Source organism: Sphaerisporangium sp. NPDC005289 (assembly GCF_040607455.1).
Classification (GTDB): Bacteria; Actinomycetota; Actinomycetes; order Streptosporangiales; family Streptosporangiaceae; genus Sphaerisporangium; species Sphaerisporangium rhizosphaerae.
In genome coordinates this window covers 20682-46904 of the sequence record NZ_JBEXGS010000017.1, presented here as the reverse complement: position 1 = coordinate 46904, position 26223 = coordinate 20682, and the positions used below count along the sequence as shown (strand labels likewise).

At 73.8% G+C, this 26223-nt stretch carries 24 protein-coding genes and 3 tRNA genes; 16 read left to right on the top strand and 11 right to left on the bottom strand.

Annotated features, from left to right (window positions below):
* Nucleotides 1-9 precede the first annotated feature (9 nt).
* Nucleotides 10-1449, top strand: a complete 1440-nt coding sequence (locus ABZT47_RS26915; protein WP_354847661.1) for a hypothetical protein — start codon at nt 10-12, stop codon at nt 1447-1449.
* Nucleotides 1450-1539: 90 nt separating this feature from the next.
* Here ABZT47_RS26915 and ABZT47_RS26910 read toward each other — a convergent pair whose 3' ends face one another.
* Genes ABZT47_RS26910 through ABZT47_RS26895 form a run of 4 tightly spaced genes read right to left on the bottom strand, consistent with a single transcriptional unit; the run spans nt 1540 to nt 5712 of the window.
* On the bottom strand, nt 1540-2370 hold the full coding sequence (locus tag ABZT47_RS26910; RefSeq protein WP_354847658.1) for an aminotransferase class IV: 831 nt from the start codon (nt 2368-2370) through the stop codon (nt 1540-1542).
* 25 nt (nt 2371-2395) lie between these two features.
* The gene (locus ABZT47_RS26905; RefSeq protein ID WP_354847655.1) at nt 2396-3382 is read right to left on the bottom strand and encodes a chorismate-binding protein; all 987 of its coding nucleotides are present in this window, start codon (nt 3380-3382) and stop codon (nt 2396-2398) included.
* A 43-nt stretch (nt 3383-3425) separates the two neighbouring features.
* Entirely contained in the window at nt 3426-4973 is a 1548-nt protein-coding gene (gene hutH / locus ABZT47_RS26900; protein WP_354847652.1) for a histidine ammonia-lyase, read from the bottom strand.
* Between the two features lie 16 nt (nt 4974-4989).
* Nucleotides 4990-5712, bottom strand: coding sequence for a winged helix-turn-helix domain-containing protein (locus tag ABZT47_RS26895; RefSeq protein WP_354847649.1), 723 nt, complete (start codon nt 5710-5712; stop codon nt 4990-4992).
* 42 nt (nt 5713-5754) lie between these two features.
* On the opposite strand from ABZT47_RS26895, the gene ABZT47_RS26890 reads away from it, so the two are divergent.
* From ABZT47_RS26890 to ABZT47_RS26865, 6 genes are all read left to right on the top strand, one after another.
* On the top strand, nt 5755-6333 hold the full coding sequence (locus ABZT47_RS26890; protein ID WP_354847646.1) for a hypothetical protein: 579 nt from the start codon (nt 5755-5757) through the stop codon (nt 6331-6333).
* Between the two features lie 67 nt (nt 6334-6400).
* Nucleotides 6401-6473: transfer RNA gene (locus tag ABZT47_RS26885), tRNA-Gly, on the top strand.
* 32 nt (nt 6474-6505) lie between these two features.
* Nucleotides 6506-6576 (top strand) — tRNA-Cys (locus tag ABZT47_RS26880).
* Nucleotides 6577-6598: 22 nt separating this feature from the next.
* Nucleotides 6599-6673: transfer RNA gene (locus tag ABZT47_RS26875), tRNA-Val, on the top strand.
* Between the two features lie 55 nt (nt 6674-6728).
* Nucleotides 6729-7709, top strand: a complete 981-nt coding sequence (locus ABZT47_RS26870) for a threo-3-hydroxy-L-aspartate ammonia-lyase (RefSeq protein ID WP_354847643.1) — start codon at nt 6729-6731, stop codon at nt 7707-7709.
* A gap of 177 nt (nt 7710-7886) precedes the next feature.
* Complete coding sequence (locus ABZT47_RS26865) at nt 7887-8582, top strand: neutral zinc metallopeptidase (RefSeq protein WP_354847640.1); 696 nt, start codon at nt 7887-7889, stop codon at nt 8580-8582.
* 155 nt (nt 8583-8737) lie between these two features.
* Here ABZT47_RS26865 and ABZT47_RS26860 read toward each other — a convergent pair whose 3' ends face one another.
* The 4 genes from ABZT47_RS26860 to ABZT47_RS26845 form a co-directional block, all read right to left on the bottom strand.
* Complete coding sequence (locus tag ABZT47_RS26860) at nt 8738-10480, bottom strand: PQQ-binding-like beta-propeller repeat protein (RefSeq protein ID WP_354847637.1); 1743 nt, start codon at nt 10478-10480, stop codon at nt 8738-8740.
* A gap of 53 nt (nt 10481-10533) precedes the next feature.
* On the bottom strand, nt 10534-11355 hold the full coding sequence (locus tag ABZT47_RS26855; RefSeq protein WP_354847635.1) for a hypothetical protein: 822 nt from the start codon (nt 11353-11355) through the stop codon (nt 10534-10536).
* 187 nt (nt 11356-11542) lie between these two features.
* Complete coding sequence (locus ABZT47_RS26850) at nt 11543-13000, bottom strand: ATP-binding protein (protein ID WP_354847633.1); 1458 nt, start codon at nt 12998-13000, stop codon at nt 11543-11545.
* The gene (locus ABZT47_RS26845; RefSeq protein ID WP_354847631.1) at nt 12997-14655 is read right to left on the bottom strand and encodes an FAD-dependent oxidoreductase; all 1659 of its coding nucleotides are present in this window, start codon (nt 14653-14655) and stop codon (nt 12997-12999) included. The genes ABZT47_RS26850 and ABZT47_RS26845 overlap by 4 nt, the downstream gene beginning before the upstream one ends.
* A gap of 169 nt (nt 14656-14824) precedes the next feature.
* Here ABZT47_RS26845 and ABZT47_RS26840 point away from each other — a divergent pair, with 169 nt between their 5' ends.
* The gene (locus tag ABZT47_RS26840; protein ID WP_354847628.1) at nt 14825-15385 is read left to right on the top strand and encodes a hypothetical protein; all 561 of its coding nucleotides are present in this window, start codon (nt 14825-14827) and stop codon (nt 15383-15385) included.
* A gap of 147 nt (nt 15386-15532) precedes the next feature.
* Nucleotides 15533-16378 carry an SAM-dependent methyltransferase gene (locus ABZT47_RS26835; RefSeq protein ID WP_354847625.1) on the top strand — a complete coding sequence of 282 codons (846 nt, stop codon included), beginning with the start codon at nt 15533-15535 and terminating at the stop codon, nt 16376-16378.
* A gap of 81 nt (nt 16379-16459) precedes the next feature.
* Here ABZT47_RS26835 and ABZT47_RS26830 read toward each other — a convergent pair whose 3' ends face one another.
* Nucleotides 16460-17317, bottom strand: coding sequence for a helix-turn-helix domain-containing protein (locus tag ABZT47_RS26830; RefSeq protein WP_354847622.1), 858 nt, complete (start codon nt 17315-17317; stop codon nt 16460-16462).
* Nucleotides 17318-17394: 77 nt separating this feature from the next.
* Between ABZT47_RS26830 and ABZT47_RS26825 the strand changes: the two genes are divergently transcribed.
* The 6 genes from ABZT47_RS26825 to ABZT47_RS26800 all read left to right on the top strand — a co-directional run bounded on the left by ABZT47_RS26825 (nt 17395) and on the right by ABZT47_RS26800 (nt 21876).
* Entirely contained in the window at nt 17395-18273 is an 879-nt protein-coding gene (locus ABZT47_RS26825; RefSeq protein ID WP_354847619.1) for an alpha/beta fold hydrolase, read from the top strand.
* 235 nt (nt 18274-18508) lie between these two features.
* Nucleotides 18509-18919 carry a helix-turn-helix transcriptional regulator gene (locus ABZT47_RS26820; protein WP_354847616.1) on the top strand — a complete coding sequence of 137 codons (411 nt, stop codon included), beginning with the start codon at nt 18509-18511 and terminating at the stop codon, nt 18917-18919.
* Between the two features lie 11 nt (nt 18920-18930).
* Nucleotides 18931-19737: a molybdate ABC transporter substrate-binding protein gene (modA, locus tag ABZT47_RS26815; protein WP_354847614.1), complete on the top strand. Its 807-nt coding sequence runs from the start codon at nt 18931-18933 to the stop codon at nt 19735-19737.
* Between the two features lie 5 nt (nt 19738-19742).
* Nucleotides 19743-20591, top strand: a complete 849-nt coding sequence (locus tag ABZT47_RS26810; RefSeq protein ID WP_354847611.1) for an ABC transporter permease — start codon at nt 19743-19745, stop codon at nt 20589-20591.
* The gene (locus ABZT47_RS26805; RefSeq protein ID WP_354847608.1) at nt 20588-21619 is read left to right on the top strand and encodes an ABC transporter ATP-binding protein; all 1032 of its coding nucleotides are present in this window, start codon (nt 20588-20590) and stop codon (nt 21617-21619) included. Before ABZT47_RS26810 ends, ABZT47_RS26805 begins: the two co-directional genes overlap by 4 nt.
* Nucleotides 21616-21876, top strand: coding sequence for a hypothetical protein (locus tag ABZT47_RS26800; protein WP_354847605.1), 261 nt, complete (start codon nt 21616-21618; stop codon nt 21874-21876). The genes ABZT47_RS26805 and ABZT47_RS26800 overlap by 4 nt, the downstream gene beginning before the upstream one ends.
* Nucleotides 21877-21958: 82 nt before the next feature.
* Here ABZT47_RS26800 and ABZT47_RS26795 read toward each other — a convergent pair whose 3' ends face one another.
* Nucleotides 21959-22579 (bottom strand): hypothetical protein, encoded by a 621-nt coding sequence (locus ABZT47_RS26795; protein ID WP_354847603.1) that lies wholly within the window; start codon nt 22577-22579, stop codon nt 21959-21961.
* A 171-nt stretch (nt 22580-22750) separates the two neighbouring features.
* Between ABZT47_RS26795 and ABZT47_RS26790 the strand changes: the two genes are divergently transcribed.
* Nucleotides 22751-24034: a BadF/BadG/BcrA/BcrD ATPase family protein gene (locus ABZT47_RS26790; protein ID WP_354847601.1), complete on the top strand. Its 1284-nt coding sequence runs from the start codon at nt 22751-22753 to the stop codon at nt 24032-24034.
* 170 nt (nt 24035-24204) lie between these two features.
* On the opposite strand, the gene ABZT47_RS26785 is transcribed toward ABZT47_RS26790, so the two are convergent.
* A complete protein-coding gene (locus ABZT47_RS26785; RefSeq protein WP_354847599.1) occupies nt 24205-25947 on the bottom strand; it encodes a family 10 glycosylhydrolase in 1743 nt (580 codons plus the stop codon).
* Between the last annotated feature and the right edge of the window lie 276 nt (nt 25948-26223).

Sequence of the window (26223 nt, the reverse complement as noted above, 5' to 3'; positions counted from 1 at the left end):
GGGGGCATTGTGGGCAGGCGGCGGATCGGCGTGTTCGCGTCCGCGGTGGGCGCGGTCCTGCTGCTCGGGGCATGCGCCGCCGATCCGGGGCAAGCGTCCCCGTCCGCCCCGGCGCCGTCCACCGGCGCCGCCGCGGCGGCCTCGCCGGGTTCCTCCGCCGCCCCCGAGGCCGAGCGGCGCAGCGCCAACGCCAGGGTCGTGGCCCGGGTCCCGCTGTCGGCGCCGTTCGACGGCCATGAGGCGTGGGGCACCGACCTGGCCTTCCAGGGTGACTACGCCTACGTCGGCAACTACGAGGGCTTCACGGTCCACGACATCAGCGACCCCACCAAGCCCAAGGTGGTGACGCGGGTGGTGTGCCCCGGCGGGCAGAACGACATCTCGGTCACCGGGAACCTGCTGTTCCTGTCGGTGGACGACCCGCGGGACGGCGACACGTGCGACAGCTCCCCCGGCGACCCGCTCGGCGGCTGGGAGGGCGTGCGGATCTTCGACATCTCCGACAAGGCCCATCCGCGCTACGTCAAGTCCCTGGCCACGGCGTGCGGCTCGCACACCCACACGCTGGTGCCCGCCAAGGACGACCCCGGCAAGGTCTACCTGTACGTGTCCTCGTTCGGGCCGGACGAGAACTCCTCGACCTGCAAGCCGCCGCACGACTCGATCGCCATCGTCGAGGTGCCGGTGGCCGCGCCCGCGCAGGCGAAGATCGTCGCCCAGCCGCTGCTGTTCACCGACGGGGGCGCCGACGACGACACCCGGCCGGGCGCGACCAGCGGCTGCCACGACATCACGGTCTACCCCGAGAAGGACCTGGCCGCGGGCGCGTGCATCGGCAACGGCATCCTGATGGACATCTCCGACCGGGTGCGGCCGAAGGTGCTCCAGCAGATCACCGACACCGAGAACTTCTCCATCTGGCACTCGGCGACCTTCAGCAACGACGGCAAGCGGGTGATCTTCTCCGACGAGCTGGGCGGCGGCGTCGCCCCGGCGTGCGACGCCAAGACCGGGCCGGACAAGGGCGCCGACGCGGTCTACGACATCACCGGCGACCGCAAGCTGGAGCGCAGGGCGTACTACAAGCTTCCCCGCTACCAGACCGCGACGGAGAACTGCGTGGCGCACAACGGCTCGCTGCTCCCCGTCCCCGGCAAGACCATCATGGTGCAGGCCTGGTACCAGGGCGGCGTGTCGGTGGTCGACTTCACCGACCCCGACCACCCCAAGGAGATCGCCTACGTCGACCCGGCGCCGCTCAGCGCCTCCGGCGACGAGCCGCAGCTCGGCGGGTCGTGGTCGGCGTACTACTACAACGGCTACATCTACTCCAGCGACATCACCAAGGGCCTGGACGTGATCGCGGTCGACGATCCGCTCACCGACCCGGCCAAGAAGGTGACGACGGCCGAGCTGAACGCCCAGACCCAGGTGGCCTACCCCGAGTGACCCCCGGCGCGCGCGGGGCCATGCCGGTCTTCTGATCACCGGGGCCGCCGCCGGCCCCGGTGATCAGGAGACGATGACGACTCGGGATGCTCAGGGGTCGATGTCGGCCGCGCTGCGCTCGGCGAACACCCGCATCGCCTTGGCGGTGATCGGGCCGGGCGCGGCGGGGAGCACGGTGTCGTCCACCAGGCGGATGGGCTGGACGTCGCGGGTGGTGGAGGTCAGGAACGCCTCCTCCGCCTCGTACAGGGCCGAGATCGGCACATCGGTCTCCTCGCCGCCGTGCCACTCCAGCACCAGCGCGCGGGTCACGCCGGCCAGGCAGCCGGAGGCGATGGTCGGGGTGACCAGGGTGCCGTCGCGGACGATGAAGATGTTGCTGCCGGTGCCCTCGCACAGGTCGCCCGCGAGGTTGGCGAAGATGGCCTCCTGGCCGCCGCGCTCCTTGGCGTAGGCCAGCGCCTTGGCGTTGTCGCCGTAGGAGGTGCTCTTGATCCCGGCGAGCGCGCCGCGCTCGTTGCGCGGCCACGGCACCACGGTGACGGCGGCGCTCTCGGGGAACGGGGCCTGGGCGCCCACGATCACCACGGCGGTGGTGCCCTGGTTGCCGCGGTCGGAGCCGAGAGGGCCGTTGCCGCTGGTGTAGGTGATGCGGATGCGGCCGAGCGGCCACGGCGGGGCCGCGGCCAGGCAGGCGCGCACGCCGTCCGCGATCGCGTCCAGGTCGGGCTCGGGCAGGCCCAGGCGCTCGGCCGAGAGCTTCAGGCGGTCCAGGTGCCGCGTGAGCGCGAACGACCCGCCGTTCATGCACTTGATCGTCTCGAACACGCCGTCGCCGACCATCAGCCCGTGGTCGAAGACCGAGACGCTGGCCTGCGCGGGGTCGAGCAGCTCGCCGTTGACCCAGACCGGAACGTTCATCTGTCCAATCTCCATTCTTGCTTCGTCAGCCCCTCCCGGAGGCGAGCGCGACGAGACGGGAAGCCTTGAGCTCGGTCTCCCGCCACTCGCGTCGCGGATCGGAGCCCCAGGTGATGCCGGCTCCGGTGCCGAATCGGATGAGGTCGTGCTCGACCCAGAAGGTGCGGATGCCCACGGCCAGCGCGGCCCGCCGCCGGTCGGCGTCGACCCAGCCCACCGCCCCACAGTACGGCCCCCGTGGCTCAGGTTCGAGTTCATTGATGATACGAACCGCGGAGGACTTCGGCGCGCCGCTCACCGAGCCGGGCGGGAAGGTGGCGGCGAACAGCTCCGGCCACCCCTGGCCGTCGGCGAGTTCGGCCCGGACGGTGGAGACCAGGTGGACCAGCCCGGGGTGCTGCTCGATCTCGCAGAGGGCGGGGACTGTGACCGACCCCACTCGGGCGACCCGGCCGAGGTCGTTGCGCACCAGGTCGACGATCATGACGTTCTCGGCGCGGTCCTTCTCCAGCAGGTCGCCGGCGGTGACCCCTGTCCCCTTGATCGGCCGGGACTCCACCACGTCGCCGTCGCGGGACAGGTACAGCTCGGGTGAGGCCGACACGACGGCCATCCCCGGCACGCGGACGACGGCCGCGTACGGGGCGGGGTTGCCGCGCGCCAGCCGGGCGGCCAGCACCAGCGGGTCGGATTCCGGCGGCAGCCCGGCGGTCAGCACGCGGCAGAGGTTGGCCTGGTAGACCTCGCCCTGCTCGATGTAGGCGCGGATGCGCCGCACGCCGTCCTCGTACCCCTGCCGGTCCAGCGAGGTGGTCCACGCGAGGGACGCCGGCCACGGCCCGGACGGCGGGGGCAGCGGCGCCCGCTCGACCCGGTCGAAACGCGCGCAGGTGACCTTGCCTTCGTAGGTGACCACGACGGCCCACCAGCCGGTCCCGTCCAGGACGCCGAGATCGGTGGTCACCTCGCGCAGCCCGGTGGCCAGTCGACCGCCGACGTGGGCGAAATACACGGTTTCATTCTCTCGCGCGGGCCGGGCCCCGGACCACGGGGCGTCAGGCGAGCGGGCCGGTGACCGACTCGGCCGCCGCGACGACGCCGCCGCCGGCCACCAGGCGGGTCACCGACTCGATCTCCGGGGCGAGGAACCGGTCGGGCCCGGGGCCGGCCACCTCCTGGCGCAGGGCGGCGACCACGGCGCCGGTGGCGGGAGCGGGCTCCAGCGGCCGGCGCAGGTCGATGGCGCGGGCGGCGGTGAGCACCTCGATGGCGAGCACCCGGGTGAGCCCGTCGACGGCGCGGCGCAGCTTGCGGGCCGCCGACCAGCCCATGGAGACGTGGTCCTCCTGCATCGCCGAGCTGGGGATGGAGTCGACGCTGGCGGGCACGGCCAGCCGCTTGAGCTCCGAGACGATGGCCGCCTGCGTGTACTGGGCGATCATGTGCCCCGAGTCGACGCCCGGGTCGTCGGCCAGGAAGGCGGGCAGGCCGTGGCTGCGGGCGACGTCCAGCATGCGGTCGGTGCGCCGCTCGGCCATCGAGGCGACGTCGGCGACGGCGATCGCCAGGAAGTCCAGGACGTAGCCGACCGGGGCGCCGTGGAAGTTGCCGTTGGACTCCACCCTGCCGTCGGCGAGCACCACGGGGTTGTCGACGGCCGAGGCCAGTTCGCGGCCGGCGACGGTGGCGGCGTGGTCGAGGGTGTCGCGGGCGGCGCCGGCGACCTGCGGGGCGCAGCGCAGCGAGTAGGCGTCCTGGACGCGGGTGCAGGAGTCGTCGCGATGGGAGGCCATGATCCCGGAGTCGCGCAGCAGGGCGCGCAGGTTGGCGGCCGAGGCGGCCTGGCCGGGGTGGGGGCGCAGCGCCTGCAGTTCGGGGGCGAAGACCCGGTCGGTGCCGAGCAGGGCCTCCACGCTCATGGCGGCGCTCACATCGGCGGTCTTGAGCAGCCGGGTGAGGTCGTGCAGGGCGAGCACGAGCATGCCGAGCATGCCGTCGGTGCCGTTGACCAGGGCGAGGCCCTCCTTGGCCGCCAGCTCGACCGGCTCGAGGCCGGCCCGCTTCAGCGCCTCGGCGGCGGTGGTGTGCTCGCCGTCGCGATCGCGTACGGGCCCCTCCCCCATCAGGGCGAGGGCGACGTGGGAGAGCGGGGCAAGGTCACCCGAGCAGCCGAGGCTGCCGTACTCGTGGACCACGGGGGTGATTCCGGCGCTCAGCATCCCGGCCAGGGTCAGGGCGGTGGCAGGCCGCACCCCGGTGTGCCCGGTGGCCAGGGTGTGCAGACGCAGCAGCATCATGGCCCGGACGACCTCGGTCTCGACCTCGGGGCCCGACCCCGCGGCGTGCGAGCGGATCAGGGACCGCTGCAGCTGGGCGCGCAGCGCGGGGTCGATGTGCCGGGTGGCCAGGGCGCCGAACCCGGTGGAGACACCATAGGCGGGGACGGGGCTCTCGGCGAGCTCCTCGACGCGCGCCCGGGAGGCGGCGACGGCCGCGACCGCCTCGTCGGTGAGGCGGACGGCGGCGCCGCCGCGGGCGACCTCGATGACGTCGGCGAAGCTCAGCGGCTCGGGACCGATCTCCACGACCTCGTTGTCGCGCATGGTGTCACTCTCTCGCTTAGGTAACTGGCGTATTGGATGTTAGCCCCTTACAGGAGAACATCGCGGCCAGCCCCTCGCCGCCCAGGTCGGTCAGCTCCAGCAGGCGCGGCGCGGGCCCCGGGCGGTACCACCCGCGCTCCAGCAGCGACCGGGTGATCGCCGCGCCGAGCGCGCCCGCCAGGTGGGGACGGCGCTCGGTCCAGTCCATGCAGGCGGGCGCGAAGCGGCGGCGGACGGCCCGCACGGCGTCGACGTCGACGCCCAGCTCCGCCAGGGCCCGCCCGCCGTGCGCGGTGAGCTCGTAGGAGTCGCGGCCGGCCAGGTGCCCGGCCGCCAGCATGGCCTCCAGCAGCTTCACCCCGGCCCGTCCGGCCAGGTGGTCGTAGCAGGTGCGCGCCTCGCGCAGCATGCGGGCCTGCCGCGACTGGCGCAGGGACCGCACCTGCGGGCGGGGGCTCACCCGGGCCAGCACCTCCAGCACCTCGGCCACCTCGGGGCCGGACAGCCGGTAGTAGCGGTGGCGGCCCTGGCTGACCACGGTGACCAGCCCGCCCGCCAGCAGCCGCGCGAGGTGCGCGCTGGCCGTGGCCGCGCTCACCCCGGCCAGCCGGGCCAGCTCGCCGGCGGCCAGCGCCCGGCCGTCCAGCAGGGCGGTCAGCACGGCGGCCCGGGTGGGGTCGGCGATCAGCGAGGCGACCGCCGCGATGTCGGCGTCGTACGCCACGTACTCGGCAACCATGTTTCGACCGTAGCCCAACCATGCTTCCACCAGCATCGAAGCATGACCGCACCGCACGCGCCCGCCGCCGCCCGCATCACGATCCCCTCCCCCACCATGGACGTCGCCATCTCCCCTCCCGTTGAGGACGTCTCTCGCAGCACCGGCGACGTCATCCCCGCCCCCGTGGCGGAGGCGGACGGGAACCCGGGGGCGCTCGTCGTGGCGGCCGTCGAGCGCTGCCTGGCCCTGGCCGCGACCTGGCATGCCTGGGACGGCCGTCCCATCGTGACCGACGGGGAGAACGTCTGGACTCCGGCCAAGGCGGCCAGGCGGATCCAGGACCACCTGGTCGACCACCTCGCCGAGGTGGAGGCGCTGCTCGCCGGGAGACCGTCCCAGCCCGATGGCTGGCACGGGCGCGCGGTGACACTGGAGGCGGACTGGGCGCGCCTCACCGAGCTGGACCTGGCCGAGGCCCGTTCGCGGTGGACGCGACTCGGGGCCTGCTACCTGCACCGTTACGCGACCGCCGGCGCGGCGGAGTGGGATCTTCCCCGGGACCCGAACTGGACGCTGCGCCGGATCGCCGAGCACGTGGCCGGAATCACCTGGTACGCGGAGCAGGTCGGCGCGCTCTGAGTTTGGGGAGTCGGCCGGGATTCGCTAGAGTTCTCTGCGTGAGGCCGGGTGTTCACCGGCCGACCACGCGGACGTGGCTCAGCTGGTAGAGCATCACCTTGCCAAGGTGAGGGTCGCGGGTTCGAATCCCGTCGTCCGCTCGGAGAGGCCTTGCCGCGACGAGGCCTCGCCCGGTGGAGTGGCCGAGAGGCGAGGCAGCGGCCTGCAAAGCCGCGTACACGGGTTCAAATCCCGTCTCCACCTCCGCGCGACGATCGACGCACGAGGGCGATTAGCTCAGTGGGAGAGCGCTACCTTGACACGGTAGAGGCCACTGGTTCAATCCCAGTATCGCCCACCACGCTACACGGCGTCCCAGGCCCGGCCTGGGACGCCGTTTTTCTGGAGGATCGAGCATGACCATCCCCCTTCCGGTCACGTTGGACGACGTCCACGACGCGGCGGCCCGGCTGAAGGGGGTCGCGCACCGCACCCCCGTCCTGCGCTCGCGCACCCTGGACGCCCTGGCCGGGGCCGAGGTCTTCCTCAAGTGCGAGAACTTCCAGCGCGTCGGCGCGTTCAAGTTCCGCGGCGCGTACAACGCCGTCTCGCGGCTGTCGCCGGCGCAGCGGGCCAGGGGCATCGCCGCGTACTCCTCGGGCAACCACGCCCAGGCCGTCGCCCTGGCCGCCCGAGAGCTGGGCGGCACGGCGGTGATCCTCATGCCGGAGGACACGCCCAGGTCCAAGATGGACGCCGCCGCCGGGTACGGGGCGGAGATCGTCACCTACGACCGCTACACCGGCGACCGGGTGGCGATCGGCGAGGCGCTCGCGGCCGATCGCGGACTGGCGCTGATCCCGCCGTACGAGCACCCGCACGTGATCGCCGGCCAGGGCACGGCCGCGCTCGAACTCATGGAGGAGGTCGGCGAGCTGGACGCGCTGGTGGTCCCGGTCGGCGGCGGCGGGCTGATCGCCGGCAGCGCCACGGCGGCCAAGGGGCTGCACCGCCGCCTCCGCGTGGTGGGTGTGGAGCCCGAAGCGGGCGACGACACCAGGCGGTCGCTGGGCGCCGGCGAGCGGGTGTCCATCCCCGTCCCGCGCACCATCGCCGACGGCCTGGCCGCCGACGTCCCCGGCGAGCTGACCTTCTCGGTCAACAGGCGGCTGGTCGACGAGATCGCGCTGGTCACCGACGACGACATCCGCGCGGCGATGCGGCTGGCCTTCGAACGGATGAAGATCGTCATGGAGCCGAGCGGCGCCTGCGGGCTGGCCGCCCTGCTGGCCGGGCGGCTCGAACACGTCCCGGGGCGTGTCGGCGTGATCGTCTCCGGCGGCAACATCGACGCCGCCCGCTTCGCCGAGCTGGTCGCCGGCGCCGTTCCGGCCTGACCACCTGACGGCCCCATTGCGGGCACCGCGGCCTTTTCCTTTCCCCGACGACGCCGATCGCATTTCCCTGACGGCGCCCGGCCCCGCGATTTGACATAACTGTAAGCGTTCCCCCGGACGCGGAACGCATTTACCCTCCTCGTGGGGCCCGGAATCCAAGGGGAGGGAATCGCGGAAATGCATCGACGAATGCCGGGGCGGACGGCGCTCGCCGTTCTGCTCGTCGCCACGATGCTCGCCGGCGGCGGCACGGCGTACGCGTCCACGGCGGGGAGGTCGCAGTCGGGGGCGGCCGTGGCGCAGGCCCGCGGAATGGACGGCATGAAGTCCGATATCACCACGGCGCTGTACGTCGTGGACCGTTTCTGGGCGAGCCACTGGTCGCGGTACTTCGCCGGTCGTTATTATCGGCCGAACATTTTCGGCGGATACTCGCGGGGCGGCAGACCGGCGCCGCTCTGCGGTGGCAGGCGCCTGACCTACGACAATGCCCACTACTGCCCGAACGGCCACTACATCGCCTGGGACACCGACCTCATGAAGCAGGGATACCGCTCCGGGGACGCCTGGGTGTACGACGTCATCGCCCACGAATGGGGGCACGCCGTGCAGGCGCACCCGGGCTTTCCGCAGAGGTCGCCGGCCGCCGAGTTGCAGGCCGACTGCCTGGCGGGCGCGGCGCTGTACGGGGCCGCCGCGGACGGCACGCTGCGCTTCGAGAAGGGGGACGTGCGAGAGATCGCCGCCGCCCTGCGGGCCATGGCCGACAAGACCCGGTGGACCAGGCCCGGCGACCACGGCAGCGCCTCACAGCGCATCGCCGCCTTCGACCGCGGCGCCGCCTACGGGGTGCCCGGCTGCATGGGCATGTAGACGACGAGACGAACAGACATGACCGCGCGAAGACCAAGGTCCCCCGGGCGATGCTCCGCGTCCGGCACGTCAGCGGCTGCGAGCACGATCGTCCGCAGGTCGTCTCGGCCACGGCACCGTGGCCGGGCGGCCCGCCGGCGCGACGGGCCGTCCGCTCACGGGGGCAGGCGTGCCCGCATGTTCGCCAGGACGATGGGGGCGATCTTCTTCATCCCGGGCACGTCACCGTGGACGGTCAGCCGGGCGATGACCGGACCCCACCGGATGAGCGCGGTGTCCGGGGTCAGCCGGATGGACGGCCCGGCGACCTGGTAGAGGCCCGGCGCGAGCCGCTTCACCGGCCACTGGTCCGCGCGCTGCCCGGCCAGCGCGTCGTCGAACAGCGTCATCGCCTCCCGCACGGACGCGGCCACCCACTGGACGCTCAGCGACACCGGGGGCCGCCGGTCGGTGGGCGCGACCAGGTCGCAGACCACCGGGTGGGGGAAGACGACCCCGCCCAGGCGGCGTTCGCGCGGGTAGGCCCGGTATCCCCGGCCCAGCGCCGTGAGGTCGCCCGGTGAGACCAGCGAGCACGCGTCCGGCCAGGACGACGGGGAGACCCCGCCCAGTTCGGCCGGTCCCGGCGCGGACGCGGGGACCTCCGCCGGACCTGGGGGTGACGAGGCCGGGGCGGGACGGTAGGCGGTGACCCGGGGGCCGGTGGGAGTTTCGTGGCGGACGAACAGGACGTCGCCGTACAGGCCGATCAGCTCCGTGCCGTTGTCGCCGGCGGGCACGGGCAGGCTGCGGGTGGTCCCGTCGCGTGGATCGACCACCGTGACGAAGTACGGCAGGGGCCAGCCGCCGGGGACACGGGGCCAGTTCGTCTGGCCGGCGAACAGACCCTCTCCGGCCAGCATGACGTCACGGTAGCCGAGGTTGAAGGCGGGAGTGTCTCGTCTGGTCCACAGGACCTTCCCGCTCGCGCGGCCGATGCCCCGCAGCACGGCCACCGCCCGCTCCCCGCGGCCCTCGGTGGAGCCCACGGCGACCACGTCCCCGTACGCGCCGAACGTGCTGGTCGTCTCGGCGTGCAACTCGCCCGACCAGCGCCCGTCGGGCGCGGCGAAGAAGGAGGAGCCGTTCGCGGCCACGAACATCGTCCCGTCGGCGGCCGTGACCAGCGAACTCCCCTCCGAGCCGCCGCCCCGGGGGACCTCGCGCCGCCAGAGGGTCAGTCCGGTGGCCGGGTCCAGGGCGGCCACCTCGGCGGGCTTCCCGTCGCAGCCGCGCATGATCGCCACGACGGCGCCGGAGTCGATCTGGGCCGAGCAGCCGGGCTCCAGCGGACGCCGCCACAGGCTCCGGCCGGTCGAGGAGGCGAACCCCGTGAGGTCACGGCGGTCGGTGGACAGCACGACCACCGCGCCCGGCGTGATCATCGTCGTGGCGCCGGACACACTGGCGTGGGGAGCGCCCGCCAGCGAGGCGGGGATCGCGGTCCGCCACCGTGGTGCGCCGGTGCGCGGGTCGTATCCGGCGATGAAGCGGTCGCCCCGCCGGTCGGCGGCCTGGTGGCCGAGGATCAGCAGGCCCGCCGAGAAGCCGACGTCGGTGATCACGTACCCGGGGAGTGCGGGGACGGCGCCCCTGACCGCCCCGGTCCGCGGGTCGTGCAGTTCCACGCCGCTTCCCCCGGCGCCGGGCAGGACCGCGGTGTCGCCGGTGAAGGCGTACGGTCCGGTCTGGTACACCTCGGGATGCACGTCGGCGGGGGCCGACCACACGGCGGCGAGCCGGGCGGGCAGCTCCGTCCCCGCCTCCCGGCCGGGACGGAGCGGGCCGGCGGGCCCGGCGCCGCCCGTGGCCAGGGCCAGCAGCGCCGAGACGGCGAACCCGGTGAGCACGGCGCGCACCGTCCGGCGTTCCTTCGCACGAGCGGCGGGGTGGCGGGCGGGGGCCGCGCGGGTCAGCATCCCTTGGAGCGGGGGAAGATTTCGCACTTCGCCGCGCGACCGGCGAGGTGCCAGGTGGACGTGCCGCCGGTGTAGATCCGCCGGTAGGCGCGGTGGTCGGCGGCCGCGCCGGTGACGCGGAACATCCCGCCGTCCGGCCGCCGGATGACCTGCTGGTAGGTGCGGCCGTCGGCGACGACGGTGGCCAGCAGGTCGAACTCGTAGGCGGCGTCCCGCGCGGTGAAGCTCAGACGGAGCGTCTCCTGCTCGCCGCGTTTCAGCTCGATCTGCTTGCCGGTGAAGTAGAGGGTCCCGGCCTTACCGGGGACGCGCGGCCGCCGGTCGGCGGCGTCGAGGTCGGAGACGACGTGGATGACCTCCGGCTCGCCGGCGCTGTCCGGCCGCAGGTAGGAGCCGGTGAGCACGGGGAGGGTCCGCGCGACGCGGGGCCTGATGTCGACCACGCGCACCAGCCCCCGGCCGCCCTCGGCGACCAGGACGACGTCCAGCCGCCCGACCGGCCCGCCACCGTACTCGCGGACCAGGGCGGGCAGCTTCTCGGGTTCGGTGAGCAGCGTGGCGCGGTCCTCGGAATCCTCGACCGGCCGTTCGAGCGCGATGTCGCCTTGCTGGTCCTCCTCGACGTAGGGCAGGCGCAGCGGGTCCGATGCGGTGACGCGGTCGACCAGGTCGTGCCCGCCTCCGGGGAGCCAGGCGATGAGCAGCGCTCCGGCGACGGCGCCGAGCACACCGGCGCTCCAGGTCAGCGGGCTGCGGACGAGCCGGCTCAGCCGGCTCGGAGACGGTTCGGTCGCGGGGGTCGCGGGGGTGGACACCGTCGATGGGTCGGAGCGGTTCACGGCGTGTGGCCCGGCCTTCTTCTCGAGTGGTGCTCGCAGTATCGGGCGTCGCCGGACCGCTCGCCACGACGGGAGCGATGACAGAATGTCAGGAACCGGTCACCATGGTGACCGGTTCCTGGAGGTGTCCTCGCGTTGGCGCGGCTCGGGCAGGGGTGATGGCTCAGGCGGGGGTGATGGGGAGCAGCACGCGAAAGCGCGTGTCGCCGGGGTGGGACTCCACCTTGATGTCCCCGTGGTGCTTGTTGACGATGATGCGGTAGGAGATGTCCAGGCCGAGACCGGTGCCCTCGCCGACCGGCTTGGTGGTGAAGAACGGCTCGAAGATGCGCGGCCGGATCTCGGCGGGGATGCCCGGCCCGCTGTCGCCGATCTCGACGAAGACCCGCTCCGTGTCGTGTCCGGTTCGCACCGTGAGGGTGCCGCCCTCCTCCCTCATCGCCGAGAACGCGTTGTCGATGAGGTTGGTCCACACCTGGTTGAGCTCGGCGGCGTAGGCGGGGATGAGCGGGACGGTGCGGTCGTACTCCTTGACGACGCGGACGCCTTCGGGGATCTTCGCCTGCATCATGGTCAGCGTCGCGCCGAGCAGGTCGTGCACGTCGACCGTCTGGTAGGGGGCCCGGTCGAGCTGGGAGTACTGCTTGGCGGCGGCGACCAGCGTGGACATGCGGGTCACCGCCTCGGCGATCTCGCACATCAGCTGCTCGGTCTCGACCGTGTAGGTCAGCCACCGGACGGCGGCCTCGAGGTTCTCCCCGCCGACGGCGTCGCTGATGCGCTCGAGCCACTCCGCGTCGATGCCGCCGGCCACCAGCGTCGAGGCCAGCTCCCAGCCTCCGGCGATGTCGTGGTCGTCGAGCCAGTCGCTCAGCTCGTCCTCGGCGTCGGCGGTGGCCATCGCCGACAGCGGCGCCGCGCCCGCGGCGCGCTTGACGGCCTCCTCCTGCAGCTCGACGAGCTCGTGCAGGCGGCTGCCGTCCAGCCGGCCGTCGGCGATCATGGCGAGCTTGTGGCGCATGTGGGCGACCCGCTCGCGCAGCACCGCGGTGGCCCGCACCGCCGCGGCGGCCGGGTTGTTCAGCTCGTGGGTCAGCCCGGCCGACAGCGAGCCCAGCGCCAGCAGCCGCTCGCGCTCACCGACGATGGTCTGGCTGGCGCGCAGGCCGAGGAACATGCCCTCCAGCAGGTGCGTCGCCATCGGGAACCACTCGCGCAACGCGGTGGCCAGCACGTCGGCGGGCAGCGAGAACATCTCGACGTCGCTGATGGCGAGCATGCTGTGGGGGTACACCTGCCCCTCGCGCTCGGCCAGGTAGGCCTGGGTGGCGCCCGCGTAGACGCCCCGCTGCTCGGTGCGGTTGAGCTCGACCTCGTCGCCCTGGACGCGGCGCGACAGCGCGATCGTGCCGCTGAGCAGGACGTAGAAGCAGGTCGCCGGGCTGCCCTCCTCGTAGACCCGGGCGGCGGCCGGGTAGCGCTCCACCCGGCCGTGCTCGGCGAACCGGGCGAGCTGGGCCTCGTCCAGCGATTCGAACAGGAACAGGGTGCGTAGTTCGCCGGGGGTCAGGCGCTCGTCGCCCCTGACGCCGCATCCGGTCTCCGTGGCCGGCTCGCTCATTGGGTCTCCAGGTAGCGGTGGATCAGTGACACCGCCATGGCGCCCTCGCCCACGGCGGAGGCGACGCGCTTGACCGAGTCGGCGCGCACGTCTCCCGCGGCGAAGACGCCCGGCATGCTGGTCTCCAGGTGGTAGGGGTCGCGGGGCAGCGTCCAGCCTGGCGGCCTGTGGCCGTCGGCGAGCAGGTCGGTGCCGGTGACCACGAAGCCCCGCTCGTCACGGACGACCGACTTGTCCAGCCAGTCGGTGCGCGGCTCGGCGCCGATGAAGACGAACAGCCACGAGGTGTCGAACGTCCGGTCCTGCCCCGAGCGCGGGTCGCAGACGATCAGCCGCTCCAGGTGCTCGCGGCCCTCGCCGCCGATCACCTGGCAGTGCGGGTGCACCTCGATGTTGTCGATCTCGGCGATCTGGTCGATCAGGTACTGCGACATCGACCGCCGCAGGTCGCCGGACCTGATCAGCATGTGCACGCGCTTGGCGTACCGGGAGAAGTGCACGGCGGCCTGGCCGGCGGAGTTGGCGCCGCCGACGATGTAGATTTCCTGGCCGGAGCAGCTCGGGGCCTCGGTGGCGGCCGAGCCGTAGAAGACGCCCCGGCCGGTCAGCTCGGCCAGGCCGGGCGCGTCCAGCAGGCGGTAGGACACCCCGGTGGCCAGGACGACCGTGTGGGCGGCGATGAGGCTGCCGTCGCCGAAGCGCAGCAGCTTGGTCGTGCCGCCGGCCTCCAGGCCGACGACCTCGCGGGTGGTCAGGATCTCGGCGCCGAAGCGCTGCGCCTGCCGCCTGGCGCGGTCGGTGAGCTGGGCGCCCGACACCCCGTCGGGGAAGCCCAGGTAGTTCTCGATGCGGCTGCTCTGCCCCGCCTGCCCGCCGGTGGCGCGCTGCTCCAGCAGGAGGGTGCGCAGCCCCTCGGAGGCGCCGTACACCGCCGCGCCGAGCCCGGCGGGGCCGGCGCCGACGACGACCAGGTCGTAGAAGTCCTCGGTGGGCGTGGTGGTGAGCCCGACGTGGGCGGCCAGGTCGGCCTCGCTGGGCTTGACCAGCGAGGTGCCGTCCGGGGTGACCACCAGCGGCACGTCGTCGCCGGTCAGCCCGGCCGCCGACAGCAGCCGGCAGCCCTCGGGCTCGTCGGACTGCAGCCAGCGGTAGGGCACCAGGTTGCGGGCGAGGAAGTCGCGGACCGCGAAGGACGGCGCCGACCACCGGTGCCCGACGACGCGGGTCTCGGTGATCGTCTCGTCCGGCGCGGCGAGCCAGGCGTCCAGGAGCGCGTCCACCACCGGGTAGAGCTTCTCCTCCGGTGGGTTCCACGGCTTGAGCAGGTAGTGGTCCAGGTCGACGATGTTGATCGCATCGATCGCCGCGTCGGTGTCGGCGTAGGCGGTGAGCAGGACACGCCGGGCGCGCGGGAAGATGTCCATCGCGGCCTCGAGGAACTGGATGCCGTTCATCTGCGGCATCCGGTAGTCCGCGAGCATGACGGCGACCTGTTCGCCGCGCAGCTTGATCTCGCGGAGCGCCTCCAGGGCCGCCTGGCCGGAGTCGGCGCGCACGACGCGGTAGCGGTCGCCGTAGCGTCGGCGGACGTCTCGGGCCACCGACCGGGAGACGCCCGGATCGTCATCGACGGTCAGAATCGCCGGGTTTGACATGAATCAATAAAAGCATGTCCCCGGAGGCGGCGCCTCCACCCGGGGTTCGCGCCGCGCGCCGCGTGAAACGCACCCCCACCAGGGGCCACGCCCGCCTCCTGGCACGCCGTCACGCCGAACCCGGCCGTCCGGGACCACGCGCCGGAACGGCTCGGTAGAGTCACGGGAGATGACCACGCATACGATCACCGCACAGTGGGACGAGATCCCCGAGAACGCCGACGATCGCGCCCTGGTCGAGGGGCGCGCCTTCCGCACGTTCCGGTGCTCGTGCCGCACTCCCCTGCCCAACCGGGCGGCCGCCGAACTGCACGCCTCGGAGACCGGCCAGTGCACGGTGTGCCTGGGCTCGGCCGACGAGGAGATCGTGCCCGGTTTCGTGCGGCGCTGCGCCGCCTGCGCCGCCACCGGCCGCCGCAACGTCCAGCTCGTGTGGGAGGTCGCGCACGGCGAGGCCGAGCAGGTGATCACGCTGGACCTGGTCCGCGGGCTGGTCGACGGCTTCCCCGGCCCGTTCCGGCTCTCGGAGGTGGCGGACGCCACGCGTCTCACGCTCGGCCTGCCCCTCGGCCGCCTGCCCGTCGGCCCGCGCGTGCGCGACCTGCTGCGCGAGATGGAGGCCGCGGGCGAGCTGGTCATGCTGTCCGCGCCGGACGAGATGCTGCGCGGGCCGTCCGTGGTGCTGTACCGGGACCCGCAGTGGCAGCGCGTCTCCCCCGCCTCCCCCTGACCGGCTCTTCGCGGTCCGCTCCCGGCCTGGTTTCGGCCCGGTATCGGCGATGTGAACAGTGTCCGAATTCTCACTTGGCCGGCAATACGGACGCTACGCTGGCGAGGTGAAGATCGGTCCACGCCAGGTGGAGCAGGTACGTTCCCCATGAGCGACGAAGCGTCCTCCCCTGACGAGGCGTCCTCCCTCGACGAGGCGCCGGTGCCGCACGCCAAGATCGACCCCACGGTGGCGCACTCCGCGCGCGTCTGGAACTACTGGCTGGGCGGCAAGGACAACTTCGCCGCCGACCGCCTGATGGGCGAGCAGATCCTCGCGGTGATGCCCGCCCTGGTGGACTCCGCGCGCGCCGACCGCGCCTTCCTCGGCAGGGCCGTGCGCCACCTGGTCGGCGAGGCCGGCATCCGCCAGTTCCTCGACATCGGCACCGGGCTGCCGACGGCCGACAACACCCACGAGGTCGCCCAGGCGATCGACCCCCGCTGCCGCGTCGTGTACGTCGACAACGACCCGATCGTGCTGACCCACGCCCGGGCGCTGCTCGTGGGCGCCCCTGAGGGGGCCACCGACTACCTCGAGGCCGACCTCAACGAGCCGGAGACGATCCTGGAGCGGGCCGCCGCCACCCTCGACCTCGCCCGTCCGGTCGCGCTGATGCTGCTGGGCAGCCTCAACTTCATCGTCGACACCGGGCAGGCCAGGTCGGTCGTGGACCGGCTGATGGCCGGCCTGGCGTCCGGCAGCCACCTGGTCATCGCCCATCCGACGGCGCGGGTGCACGGCGAGGCGATGATCGAGGCGGTGCGGCGCTGGAACGAGGGCGGCTCTGCGCCGATGACGTTGCGGGACCCGGAGGAGCTGGCCGGGTTCCTCGAAGGGCTGGAGGTGCTTTCGCCCGGCGTGGTCTCCTGCTCCCGGTGGCGCCCCGAGCCCGACGACTTCGACGCCCAGCAGGAGGTCTCCCAGTTCTGCGCCGTGGCCCGCAAGCCCTGACCGGCCCTGTCGGCCCTGTCGGGCGGCCGGGTGCCGCACGGGCCGGTGCCGGACGTGCCGGGCGGGCTGGTGCCGGGCGGCTCAGCGGCGTGGGTCTGGCGCGGGCGTCGCGCGGCCGGGCCAGGCGAGGTCGTCGACCGCGAGGAACCGCTCGCCGGCCACGGCCGCGGGCGACACTCCGGTGAACGCCACGACGTCGCGATGCAGGTGCGACTGGTCGGTGTAGCCGCCGTCGGCCGCGACGCCGGCCGCGTCCTGTCCCGCGGCCAGGCGGTGGGCGGCGTGGTCGAAGCGGACCAGCTTCGCGGCGCGCTTGGGCGGCAGGCCGATCTGCGAGCGGAACCGGGACCACAGGCGCTTGCGGCTCCAGCCGAGCTCGGCCGCCAGCCCGTCGACCCGGACCAGGCCGCGGCCGGCGACGATGCGGCGCCAGGCCCAGGCCACCTCCGGGTCCACGGCCCGCCCCGCCGCACGCCGCCGGGCGAGCAGCGCCTCGGTCAGCGCGAAGCGATCCTCCCAGGAGGAGGCCTCGGCCAGCCGCTCACGCAGCCGTGCGGCCTCCCGGCCCCACAGGTCGCCCAGGGCCACCACGGCGCCGTCGAGGTCGGCGGGAGGGAGGCCCAGAACCGCGCGCGCGATCACCGGGGACAGTCGCACCTGCACGCACTCGAGGTTCACGCCCCGCGCCCAGACAGCGCCCCCGGACCCGAGCCCGGGCCCGGCGGCGATGCTTCCCCGCTCCCGCCGCCCGGCGGCGTAGTCCACGACGGGCGAACCGGCGCCGAACTCCACGAGCAGTGTCACGGCCGGGTGCGGGACCATCCGGAGCGCGTCCAGGTCACCGACGCGGAACCCGGCCATGGTGACACCGGCCACCCGGCTGGGACCCCGCGGGCACGCGACGCCCCACACAGCCGCACCGTGCATGAACGTCCGCACCGCCCCATGCTACGGCCGGACGGCCGAGGGGAACATTCGTCCAATCCACCGGCGCGCACCGGCGCGACGATCGCCTCATGACCATCTCTGACGGCGGACCGCACGCGAACGGCGGCGCCGAGACCACCGAGAGTTCAATCCTGTCCCTGGACGACGGCGACATCCACGTGTGCCAGGACGGCCCCCGCGACGCCCCCGCACTCCTGCTCATCCACGGATCGGCGTCCTCGACCCGCTCATGGGACCCGCTGGTCCCGCTGCTGGCCGCATCCCACCGCGTCATCCGGATCGACCTGCTCGGGCACGGCCGGTCGGCCAAGCCGGCCGGCCCCGGCTACGCGCTCCCGGACCAGGCCCACCGGGTGGGCGAGGCGATGGACCGGCTCGGCGCCGGGCGCGTCGTGGTCATCGGCCACTCCAGCGGCGGCGCGGTGGCCACCGCCCTCGCCGAACAGCGACCCGGCCTGGTGGACGCGCTCGCGCTCATCAACACCGGACCGAGCCTGGACGCCTTCATCGCGTCGGAGTCCGCCGCGATCAGCCCCTCGCAGTGGCCGCCCACCGACGAGCTGATCCGCCGGTTCGCGAGCACCGGCTTCAGCCGCCCGGGCTACCGGATCCCCCAGGAACTGCTGGACGAGGTGCGCTTCATGACCTACCACACGCTCACCGCGACGATGCAAGGCACTCGCGACTACCTGGAGCAGCGGGCGCTCCCCGACCGGCTGGCGCCCCTCGGCAGGCCACTGCTGGTGATCTTCGGTGCGGACGACCGCCGATGGCGATCGTCCTCCGCGGCCGGCTACCACGCCGTTCCGGGGGCGGAGGTCGTGTTGCTGCCCGGCCTTGGGCACTCCCCGAACCTGGAGGACCCGCCGCGGACCGCCACCCTCCTCCTGGCCTTCGCCGCGATCCACGCCACCCCTCCGACGGACCACCCGGCGGAGGCCGGGTGATCCCGGAGCAGCCCAGGTGATCCCGGAGCAGCCCGGATGATCCCGCGGAGCCCGGGTGATCCAGGCGGAGGCGATCGCCGGCCCGGCCGGACCCGATCCGGCCGGGCCGGCGCGTGGAGCCGGGCACGACTCCGCTCCCTTTCGTGTATGCCATGACAAAGCCGTGGATCAGACCGCGAATGCGGCGATAGATGGGCATTGGCGGTGGAATCTGCGAGGAGTAAGGTGAGGGTCTGTGACGACGTTCCGGATCAGCGAGGCCGCCGCGTTGCTCGGGGTCAGCTCCGACACCGTCCGCCGATGGGTGGACGCGGGCCGGCTGAGGGCCGAGCGGGACGAGAACGGCCACCGGCGGCTGAACGGCGCCGACCTGGCCGAGTTCGCCCGCACCCAGGTCGAGACGGTCGACGGCGGCCGTTCCTCGGCGCGTAATCGCTTCCGCGGCATCGTGACCGAGGTGATCAAGGACGCGGTGATGGCGCAGGTCGAGATCGCCGCGGGGCCGTTCCGGGTGGTGTCGCTGATGAGCCGCCAGGCCGCCGACGAGCTCGGCCTGGCGGTGGGGGTGGTGGCGGTCGCCGTGATCAAGTCCACCAACGTCGTCGTGGAGATCCCCGGCCACGAGCGTGTCGCCGGCAGCCTGTGAGGAGCCCCCCTTTGGTGTTCAGTCGGCTTGCCCCGTGGGCCGTGGCCCTGCCGGTCGCGCTCGCACTCGGGCTGTCGGGGTGCGGTGCCGGCGAACCGGCCGCCTCCACGACGCCGGCCGCCGGGCCGGCCTCCGCGGCCGGTGCGGCCACCGAGGTGACGGTGTTCGCGGCGGCGTCGCTGACCGGCACGTTCACCGAGCTGGGCAAGGCCTTCGAGGCCGCCCACCCCGGCACGAGCGTGAGGTTCAACTTCGGCTCCAGCGCGACCCTGGCCCAGCAGATCACCCAGGGCGCCCCGGCCGACGTGTTCGCCGCGGCGAGCCCGGCCACGATGAAGACCGTCACCGACGCCTCGCTCGCGAGCTCCCCGACGACGTTCGCGCGCAACAAGCTGCAGATCGCCGTGCCCGCCGCCGACCCGGCCAAGGTGGAAGGGCTGAAGGACCTCACCGACCCCAAGGTGAAGGTCGCGCTGTGCGCCGAGCAGGTGCCGTGCGGCGCCGCGGCGGCCAAGGCGCTGGAGGCCGCCGGGCTCACGGTCAAACCCGTCACGCTGGAGCAGGACGTCAAGGCCACGCTCACCAAGGTCGAACTGGGCGAGGTGGACGCGGCGCTGGTCTACCGCACCGACGTGATCGCCTCGGCGGGCAAGGTGAACGGCATCGAGTTCCCGGAGGCGGACAAGGCGATCAACGACTATCCGATCGCCACCCTCGCCAAGGCTCCGGCCGGTGACCTGGCCGGGCAGTTCGTGGACCTGGTGCTGTCGCCGCACGGCAAGGACGTGCTGACCAAGGCCGGCTTCGAGGCGCCCTGACCCGCATGAGCACCTCCCCTCGAAGCCGCCTGAGCCGCCGAAGCCGCCGGAGCGGCGGAAGCCGTCAGGGCATCGCCGGGCGCCTGCCGTGGGTGCTGGTGGCGCCCGCGCTGGCCGGGCTGGCGTTCCTGGTGCTGCCGCTCGCCGGGCTGCTGGTGCGGGCTCCGTGGGCCACGCTGCCGCGACGGCTGGGCGAGCCGAACGTGCTGGAGGCGCTGCGGCTGTCGCTGGTGACCGCCACGATCGCGACCGCGGGGTGCCTGCTGCTCGGCGTGCCGCTGGCCTGGCTGCTGGCCCGCGTGGACTTCCCCGGCCGGCGCGTGGTCCGTGCCCTGGTCACCGTGCCGCTGGTGCTGCCGCCGGTCGTCGGCGGCGTGGCGCTGCTGCTGGTGCTGGGGCGGCGCGGGCTGGTCGGGCAGTGGCTGGAGGCGAGCTTCGGGATCACGCTGCCGTTCACCACCGCGGGAGTGGTCGTGGCCGAGGCGTTCGTCGCGATGCCCTTCCTGGTCATCAGCGTCGAGGGCGCGCTGCGCGCCGCCGACCTGCGGTTCGAGGAGGCCGCCGCCACGCTGGGCGCCTCGCGGTGGACGGTGTTCCGCCGGGTCACACTGCCGCTCATCATGCCCGGCGTGGTGGCGGGGGCGGTGCTGTGCTGGGCGCGGGCGCTGGGCGAGTTCGGGGCGACGATCACCTTCGCGGGCAACTTCCCCGGGACGACGCGGACGATGCCGCTGGCCGTCTACCTGGCGCTGGAGACCGAGCCGCAGGCGGCGATCGTGCTCAGCCTGGTCCTGCTGGCCGTCTCGGTCGTCATCCTGGCGAGCCTGCGCGACCGGTGGGTGAGCGCGCCATGACGCTGGAAGCCCGTCTCGTGGTCGAAAGGACCGCGTTCACGCTGGACATCGAGGTGAAGGTCGCGCCGGGAGAGGTCGTCGCGCTGCTCGGCCCGAACGGCGCGGGCAAGACCACCGCCCTGCGCGCCCTGGCGGGGCTGATCGCCCTGACCGGCGGCCGCATCCTGCTGGACGGCGCCCCGGTGCAGGCGCTGCCCCCCGACCAGCGGCCGATCGGCATGGTCTTCCAGGACTACCTGCTCTTCCCGCACCTGTCGGCCCTGGACAACGTCGCCTTCGGGCCGCGCTGCCAGGGCGCCTCCAAGGCCGAGTCCCGCCGGGTGGCCGCGGAGCTGCTGGAACGCGTCGGTCTCGCCGACCGGGCCGCCGCCCGGCCCCGCCAGTTGTCCGGCGGCCAGGCCCAGCGGGTGGCGCTGGCCCGCGCGCTCGCCGTCCGGCCGCGGCTGCTCCTGCTGGACGAGCCCTTGGCCGCGCTCGACGCCCACACCCGGCTGGAGATCCGCTCCCGGCTCCGCCGCCACCTGGCCGACTTCGACGGCGCCACCGTCCTTGTCACCCACGACCCGCTTGAGGCGATGGTGCTGGCCGACCGGCTGATCGTCATCGAGGACGGCGCGGTCGTCCAGCAGGGAACCCCGGCCGAGGTCGCCCGCCGCCCGCGCACCGGTTACGTCGCCCGGCTGGTCGGGCTCAACCTGCATCGCGGTGTGGCCGACGGCGCCCGGGTCATGGTCGGCGCGTTGCCGTTCAGCACCTCGGAACGGCTGGAGGGGCCCGTGTTCGTGGCCTTCCCGCCGGCGGCCGTCGCGCTCTACCGCTCCCGGCCCGACGGCAGCCCGCGCAACCTGTGGGAGGGACGCATCGAAGGCATCGAACGGCACGGCGACAACGTCCGCGTCCACCTCCAGGGGCCGGTCGCCGCCTTCGCCGACATCACGCCCGCCGCCCTCGCCGAGCTCGACCTGGCCCCGGGGCAGCGGGTCTGGGCGTCGGTGAAGGCCACCGAGACCCACGCGTACCCGGCATGAGCGCCGAGCGGAGGGACCGCGACCACGACTGCAACGCCATCTGCCTCGGCGGTCCGTGCCACGGCCTGCTCACCCACATCGACCAGGACATCGGCGTGCTGTTCGTTCCCATGCCGCGCCGCTCGCCCGAAGAGCCCGAGACGTGCGCGCGCTACCGCGTCACCCGCGAACGGGTCCGCTACCGCGGCCGGGCCGAGCCGTACATCGCCCTGCACTGGGCCGATCCCCCCGACCCCGCGTGCTCCTGCGGCGGCTGACCTCACAACCGCTGCCCGCGCACACCCCTGAGGTCACAACCGCTGCCGGCGCACCCCCTGAGATCGGCGGTCCGCCGCCGTCTCAGACGCCGAACAGGGCGAGGACGGCCGCCGATGAGGCGGCTCCGGCCAGGGCGCCCGCGGCCACCTGGGGGACGGTGTGGTGGGCCAGTCGCACGCGGGCCCAGCACACCACCGCGACGACCGCCGCGCCGGCCGCGAGCGTGGGCGCCGCCGGCAGGACGCGGGCGAGCACGAGCACGGTGCCCGCCGAGACGGCGGCGTGGAAGGAGATCTTCCAGCGCAACGTCACCGGCACCGTCACCGCGAGGCCGGCCAGCATCGCGCCCACCGTGGCCACCAGCAGGCGCGGAGCGCCCAGGACGGCCAGCAGCACCAGCGTCGCCAGCACCGCGCCGACGGCGACCAGCAACGGCACCGTCCGGCGCGAGCGGTCCACGATGTGCCGGGAGTCCAGCCGCCCGGCGCGGACGCCGAGCGCGATCACCGACGCGGGGACGCCTCCGCACAGCAGCGAGGCGACCAGGCCCCACCAGAACCCGGGGCGCCCGTCGGACACCAGCCCGACCACCGGCGGCAGCGCGATCACCAGCACCTGCGGGGCGAAGATCTCGGTGACCCACCGCGCGGCGCGCCCGGAGACCCCGGCCGTCCTGCCCGCCTCTTCCTCGGTCCCGACCACGCGCCGCCCCATCCCGCTCCCCCGAAGACGCTCCCTGGGCTACGCAGCCTGCCACATCAGGGCCGCCGCCAAGGCCCGCCACAACGGTGCCTGAGGCGGGCCGCACCCGCGGGCCGGATCGGCCGAGGTGGGGCGCCTATACTGCCGGGGAGATCGTCATCGGGGAGGCGTATGCGATCGGCGGAGCCGCTGGTGGTCGGCGTCGACGGCGGCGGGACGAGCACGCGCTGCCTGGTCGCCACGTTCAGCGGCGAGATCGTGGGCCGGGGCCGCGCCGGCGGGGCCAATCCGCGCTCTGCCCGCGACCCGGGCGGCAACCTCGCGCGCGCCCTCACCGAGGCCCTGTCCCAGATCGGCCCGCGGTTCGGCCCGGGCGACGTCGCCGGCGGGGTGTTCGGGCTCGCCGGGGCGAGCGAGGCGGGCCGCAGGCAGGCGGACGCCATCAGCCAGGACGCCTGGCACGGGGCCGGGCTGCCCGGCCGGCCGGTCATCGTCCCGGACATCCTGGTGGCCTTCGCCGGCGCGACCCCGGCGCCCAGCGGCAACGTGATCATCGCGGGCACGGGGGCGGTGGCGGCCCACGTCGAGGACCGCCGGATGGTCCGCCGGTGCGACGGCTACGGATGGCTGCTCGGCGACGAGGGGTCGGGGGTCTGGATCGGCCGCCGCGCCGTGCAGGCCGCCCTGGCCGCCATCGACGGCCGCGGCCGCCCCACGCTGCTCACCTCGCTGATCGTCCCGACCCTCCGGGAACCGCTCCCGGCCTCCGGGGTGACCGCGCACGCGGACGCCGCCACGGCCCGCCCGGCCGTCCCTGGAGCGCCGGCTTCCACCGGCGAAGCTTCCCCGGCCACGACTCCTACCAGCGAGGCATCCCCGGCTCCGGCTCCAATCGGCGGATCATCCCCGGCTCCGGCTCAAACCGGCGGATCATCCCCGGCTCTGGGCGCGGACGCTCCCCAAGCCGACGCCCTCCAAGCGGACGGCCTCCACACGGACGGCCTCCACACGGACGCCATCCAAGCGGACGACCTACGCGCGGACGCCATACAAGCGGACGCCCTGCGGAGGGAGGCCCTCACGCAGGCGATCATCGCGGTGGTCTACGACGGGGAGCCGGCCCGGCTGGGCAGGCTGAGCCCGGTCGTGGAGGCGGCGGCCCGGGAGGGCGACCATGTGGCGCTGGCCATCGTGGACGACGCCGCCCGCCGCCTGGTCGCCACCTTGGCGGCGGTCGGCGAGGGCGATCCCGGCCTGCCCGTGGTGCTGGCCGGCTCGTTGCTGACCCATCCCACGCTGGTCGCCGAACGCGTCCGGCGGTCCCTGCTCGGCCGTCCGGTCGTTTTGGCCCGCGACGGCGCCGCCGGGGCGGCCGCGCTCGCGCTGCGCGCGGCCCTGCCCGCCGGCGCCACCGCGCAGGCCGAGGCCGCGCACCGCCGCCTCCTCGCGGCCTGAACCACCACCGCGCGGGGCCGAGGCCGTACGCCGCCGCCTCCTCGCGGCCTGAACCACCACCGCGCAGGGCCGAGCCGAGCACCGCCGCCTCCCGGTGGCCTCCACCACCACCGCGCGGAGCCAAGGCCGTAGCCGCCGCCTCGTGGCGGCCTGGCCCGTCGCGGCGCCGGTCAGAGGGCGCGGCGGGCGGGGCTGGGCGGGCTCTGGCGGTTGGCGCGGTCGAGAGCGGTGACGCGGTAGAGCGACCCGCGCCCGCCGGCGGGGTCGGTGTACTGGGCGCGGCGCCCGCCGGGCACCACCGCGACGAGATGCGCCGCCAGTTCCTCCGGGTCGCAGCCGTCACGGCCGCCATGACCGCCATCACCGCCAACACCGGCATGGGCGGCGCCGCGCGTCGCGGGCGCGGGCGGGCTCCCGGCGGCGGTGGGCTCCGGGCCGCCCGTGGCCGTGGGCGCCGGGGCCGGGTCCTCCTCGTCGAAGCGGTAGACCGCGTACAGCCAGGGTTCGGGCCGGCCTGCGGCCTCGAAGGAAAGGGCGACACCGCCGCCGGCGGCGGTGCGGGCCTGGGTGAGGACGGGCGTCCTGGGCCGGGGGCCGGAGGCGAGCCGCGGGAGCACCGGAAGCAGCGCCGGGCGCGCGTAGTGGTCGGCCACCAGCCGCGTGGTGGACCCGAGCCGGTCGGCGCGCAGGTCGCCCGCGCTGTAGTAGATGTCGCCGCCGATCTCGGGGTGGTCCAGGTTCAGGGTCAGGTGGCGCGACAGCTCCGCCGGGTCCTGCCAGGCGGCGGGCTGCCCGGCGACGCCCACCTTGTAAGCGGCCTGCCCGACCCACAGCTGTGTCCCGGTGCCGGCGACCACCTGCGACCACCACGGGGCCAGCACCGCGTAGTCGGCCACCGGCAGGCCGATGTTCCAGTAGATCTGCGGGGCGACGTAGTCCAGCCAGCCCCGCTTCACCCACAGGCGGGTGTCGGCGTGCTGGCTGTCGTAGGACTGGGACCCGGAGGTCGCCGAGCCGAGCGGGTCGGTCGTGGCGTTGCGCCAGATGCCGAAGGGGCTCACCCCCCACTGCACCTCCGGCTTGGCCTCCCGGACGCGCTCGCTCATCTCCTCGATCAGCAGGTTGACGTTGTGCCGCCGCCAGGCCGCCTTGTCGGGGAAGCCGGTCCCGTGGTCGGCGTAGGCCTCGGCGTCGTCGAACTCCTGGCCGGCGACGGGGTAGGGGTAGAAGTAGTCGTCGAAGTGGACCCCGTCGATGTCGTACCGCTCGACCGCGTCCATGATGGCGTCCTGCACGAACGCGCGGACCTCCGGCAGCCCGGGGTTGTAGTACAGCTTGCCGCCGTAGGCGACGGGCCAGGCGGGGTTCTGCCGCGCCGGGTGGTCAGGGACGAGCTGTTCGAGGTCGGCCTGCATCGAGACGCGGTAGGGGTTGAACCACGCGTGGAAGGCGAGCCCGCGCTCGTGGGCGGCCTGGACCATGAAGCCGAGCGGGTCGTAGCCCGGGTCCTGCCCCTGGACGCCGGTGAGGTACTGCGACCACGGCTCGTACCGGGAGGGCCAGAACGCGTCGGCGGTCGGCCGCACCTGCACGAACACGGCATTGAGCCGCCGCGAGCGCGCGAAGTCCAGCCAGGAGACGAACTCGCTCTTCTGCTGCTCCACGGTCAGCCCGGTGCGGGAGGGCCAGTTGATGTTGACGACCGAGGCGATCCACATGCCGCGCATCCGGCGCGCGGAGGGACCGTCCACCGCGCCGCCGGGCGAGGCGTGCGCGGCGCCGGCGCCGCGCGGTCCGGTGAGCGGGACGGCGCCGGCGGCCCGCGCCTGGGCCTGGCCGAGGGCGACGGGGCTCAACGCGGCCGCGGCGAGGCCGCCGAGTACGGCCCTGCGGGTCAGCGGACGGCTGTTCATGCGGCCTCCTGTCGGCGTGGCGACGCCGCCCTCCCGGACGACGGAGGGGCGGACCTCGCTCCCTGAGGTGCTCCCTGAGGTGCTCTCTGGCGTGCTCCGATGGCGAGGCCGCGCGGACGACCATGACATGCCCGCCCACCGCGGCCTCGGGCGCGAAGATGACAGATAACTTCCCGAGGATCAATGGATCTGAAGAAAGTTGTCATCAGGCCGTGACCTAACCAGGAGCCAATGAAGGAAATCTTCCTAGAAGATACGCGCAAAGCCGTCCATCGC

Coding starts and splice junctions, on each gene's coding strand:
- ABZT47_RS26895 (WP_354847649.1), bottom strand. CDS start 5,712: ATGGTTGCCGAGTACGTGGCGTACGACGCCGACATCGCGGCGGTCGCC.
- ABZT47_RS26810 (WP_354847611.1), top strand. CDS start 19,743: ATGAGCACCTCCCCTCGAAGCCGCCTGAGCCGCCGAAGCCGCCGGAGC.
- ABZT47_RS26825 (WP_354847619.1), top strand. CDS start 17,395: ATGACCATCTCTGACGGCGGACCGCACGCGAACGGCGGCGCCGAGACC.
- ABZT47_RS26845 (WP_354847631.1), bottom strand. CDS start 14,655: ATGTCAAACCCGGCGATTCTGACCGTCGATGACGATCCGGGCGTCTCC.
- ABZT47_RS26850 (WP_354847633.1), bottom strand. CDS start 13,000: ATGAGCGAGCCGGCCACGGAGACCGGATGCGGCGTCAGGGGCGACGAG.
- ABZT47_RS26800 (WP_354847605.1), top strand. CDS start 21,616: ATGAGCGCCGAGCGGAGGGACCGCGACCACGACTGCAACGCCATCTGC.
- ABZT47_RS26835 (WP_354847625.1), top strand. CDS start 15,533: ATGAGCGACGAAGCGTCCTCCCCTGACGAGGCGTCCTCCCTCGACGAG.
- ABZT47_RS26790 (WP_354847601.1), top strand. CDS start 22,751: ATGCGATCGGCGGAGCCGCTGGTGGTCGGCGTCGACGGCGGCGGGACG.
- hutH (WP_354847652.1), bottom strand. CDS start 4,973: ATGCGCGACAACGAGGTCGTGGAGATCGGTCCCGAGCCGCTGAGCTTC.
- ABZT47_RS26865 (WP_354847640.1), top strand. CDS start 7,887: ATGCATCGACGAATGCCGGGGCGGACGGCGCTCGCCGTTCTGCTCGTC.
- ABZT47_RS26785 (WP_354847599.1), bottom strand. CDS start 25,947: ATGAACAGCCGTCCGCTGACCCGCAGGGCCGTACTCGGCGGCCTCGCC.
- ABZT47_RS26890 (WP_354847646.1), top strand. CDS start 5,755: ATGACCGCACCGCACGCGCCCGCCGCCGCCCGCATCACGATCCCCTCC.
- ABZT47_RS26805 (WP_354847608.1), top strand. CDS start 20,588: ATGACGCTGGAAGCCCGTCTCGTGGTCGAAAGGACCGCGTTCACGCTG.
- ABZT47_RS26910 (WP_354847658.1), bottom strand. CDS start 2,370: ATGAACGTTCCGGTCTGGGTCAACGGCGAGCTGCTCGACCCCGCGCAG.
- ABZT47_RS26840 (WP_354847628.1), top strand. CDS start 14,825: ATGACCACGCATACGATCACCGCACAGTGGGACGAGATCCCCGAGAAC.
- ABZT47_RS26870 (WP_354847643.1), top strand. CDS start 6,729: ATGACCATCCCCCTTCCGGTCACGTTGGACGACGTCCACGACGCGGCG.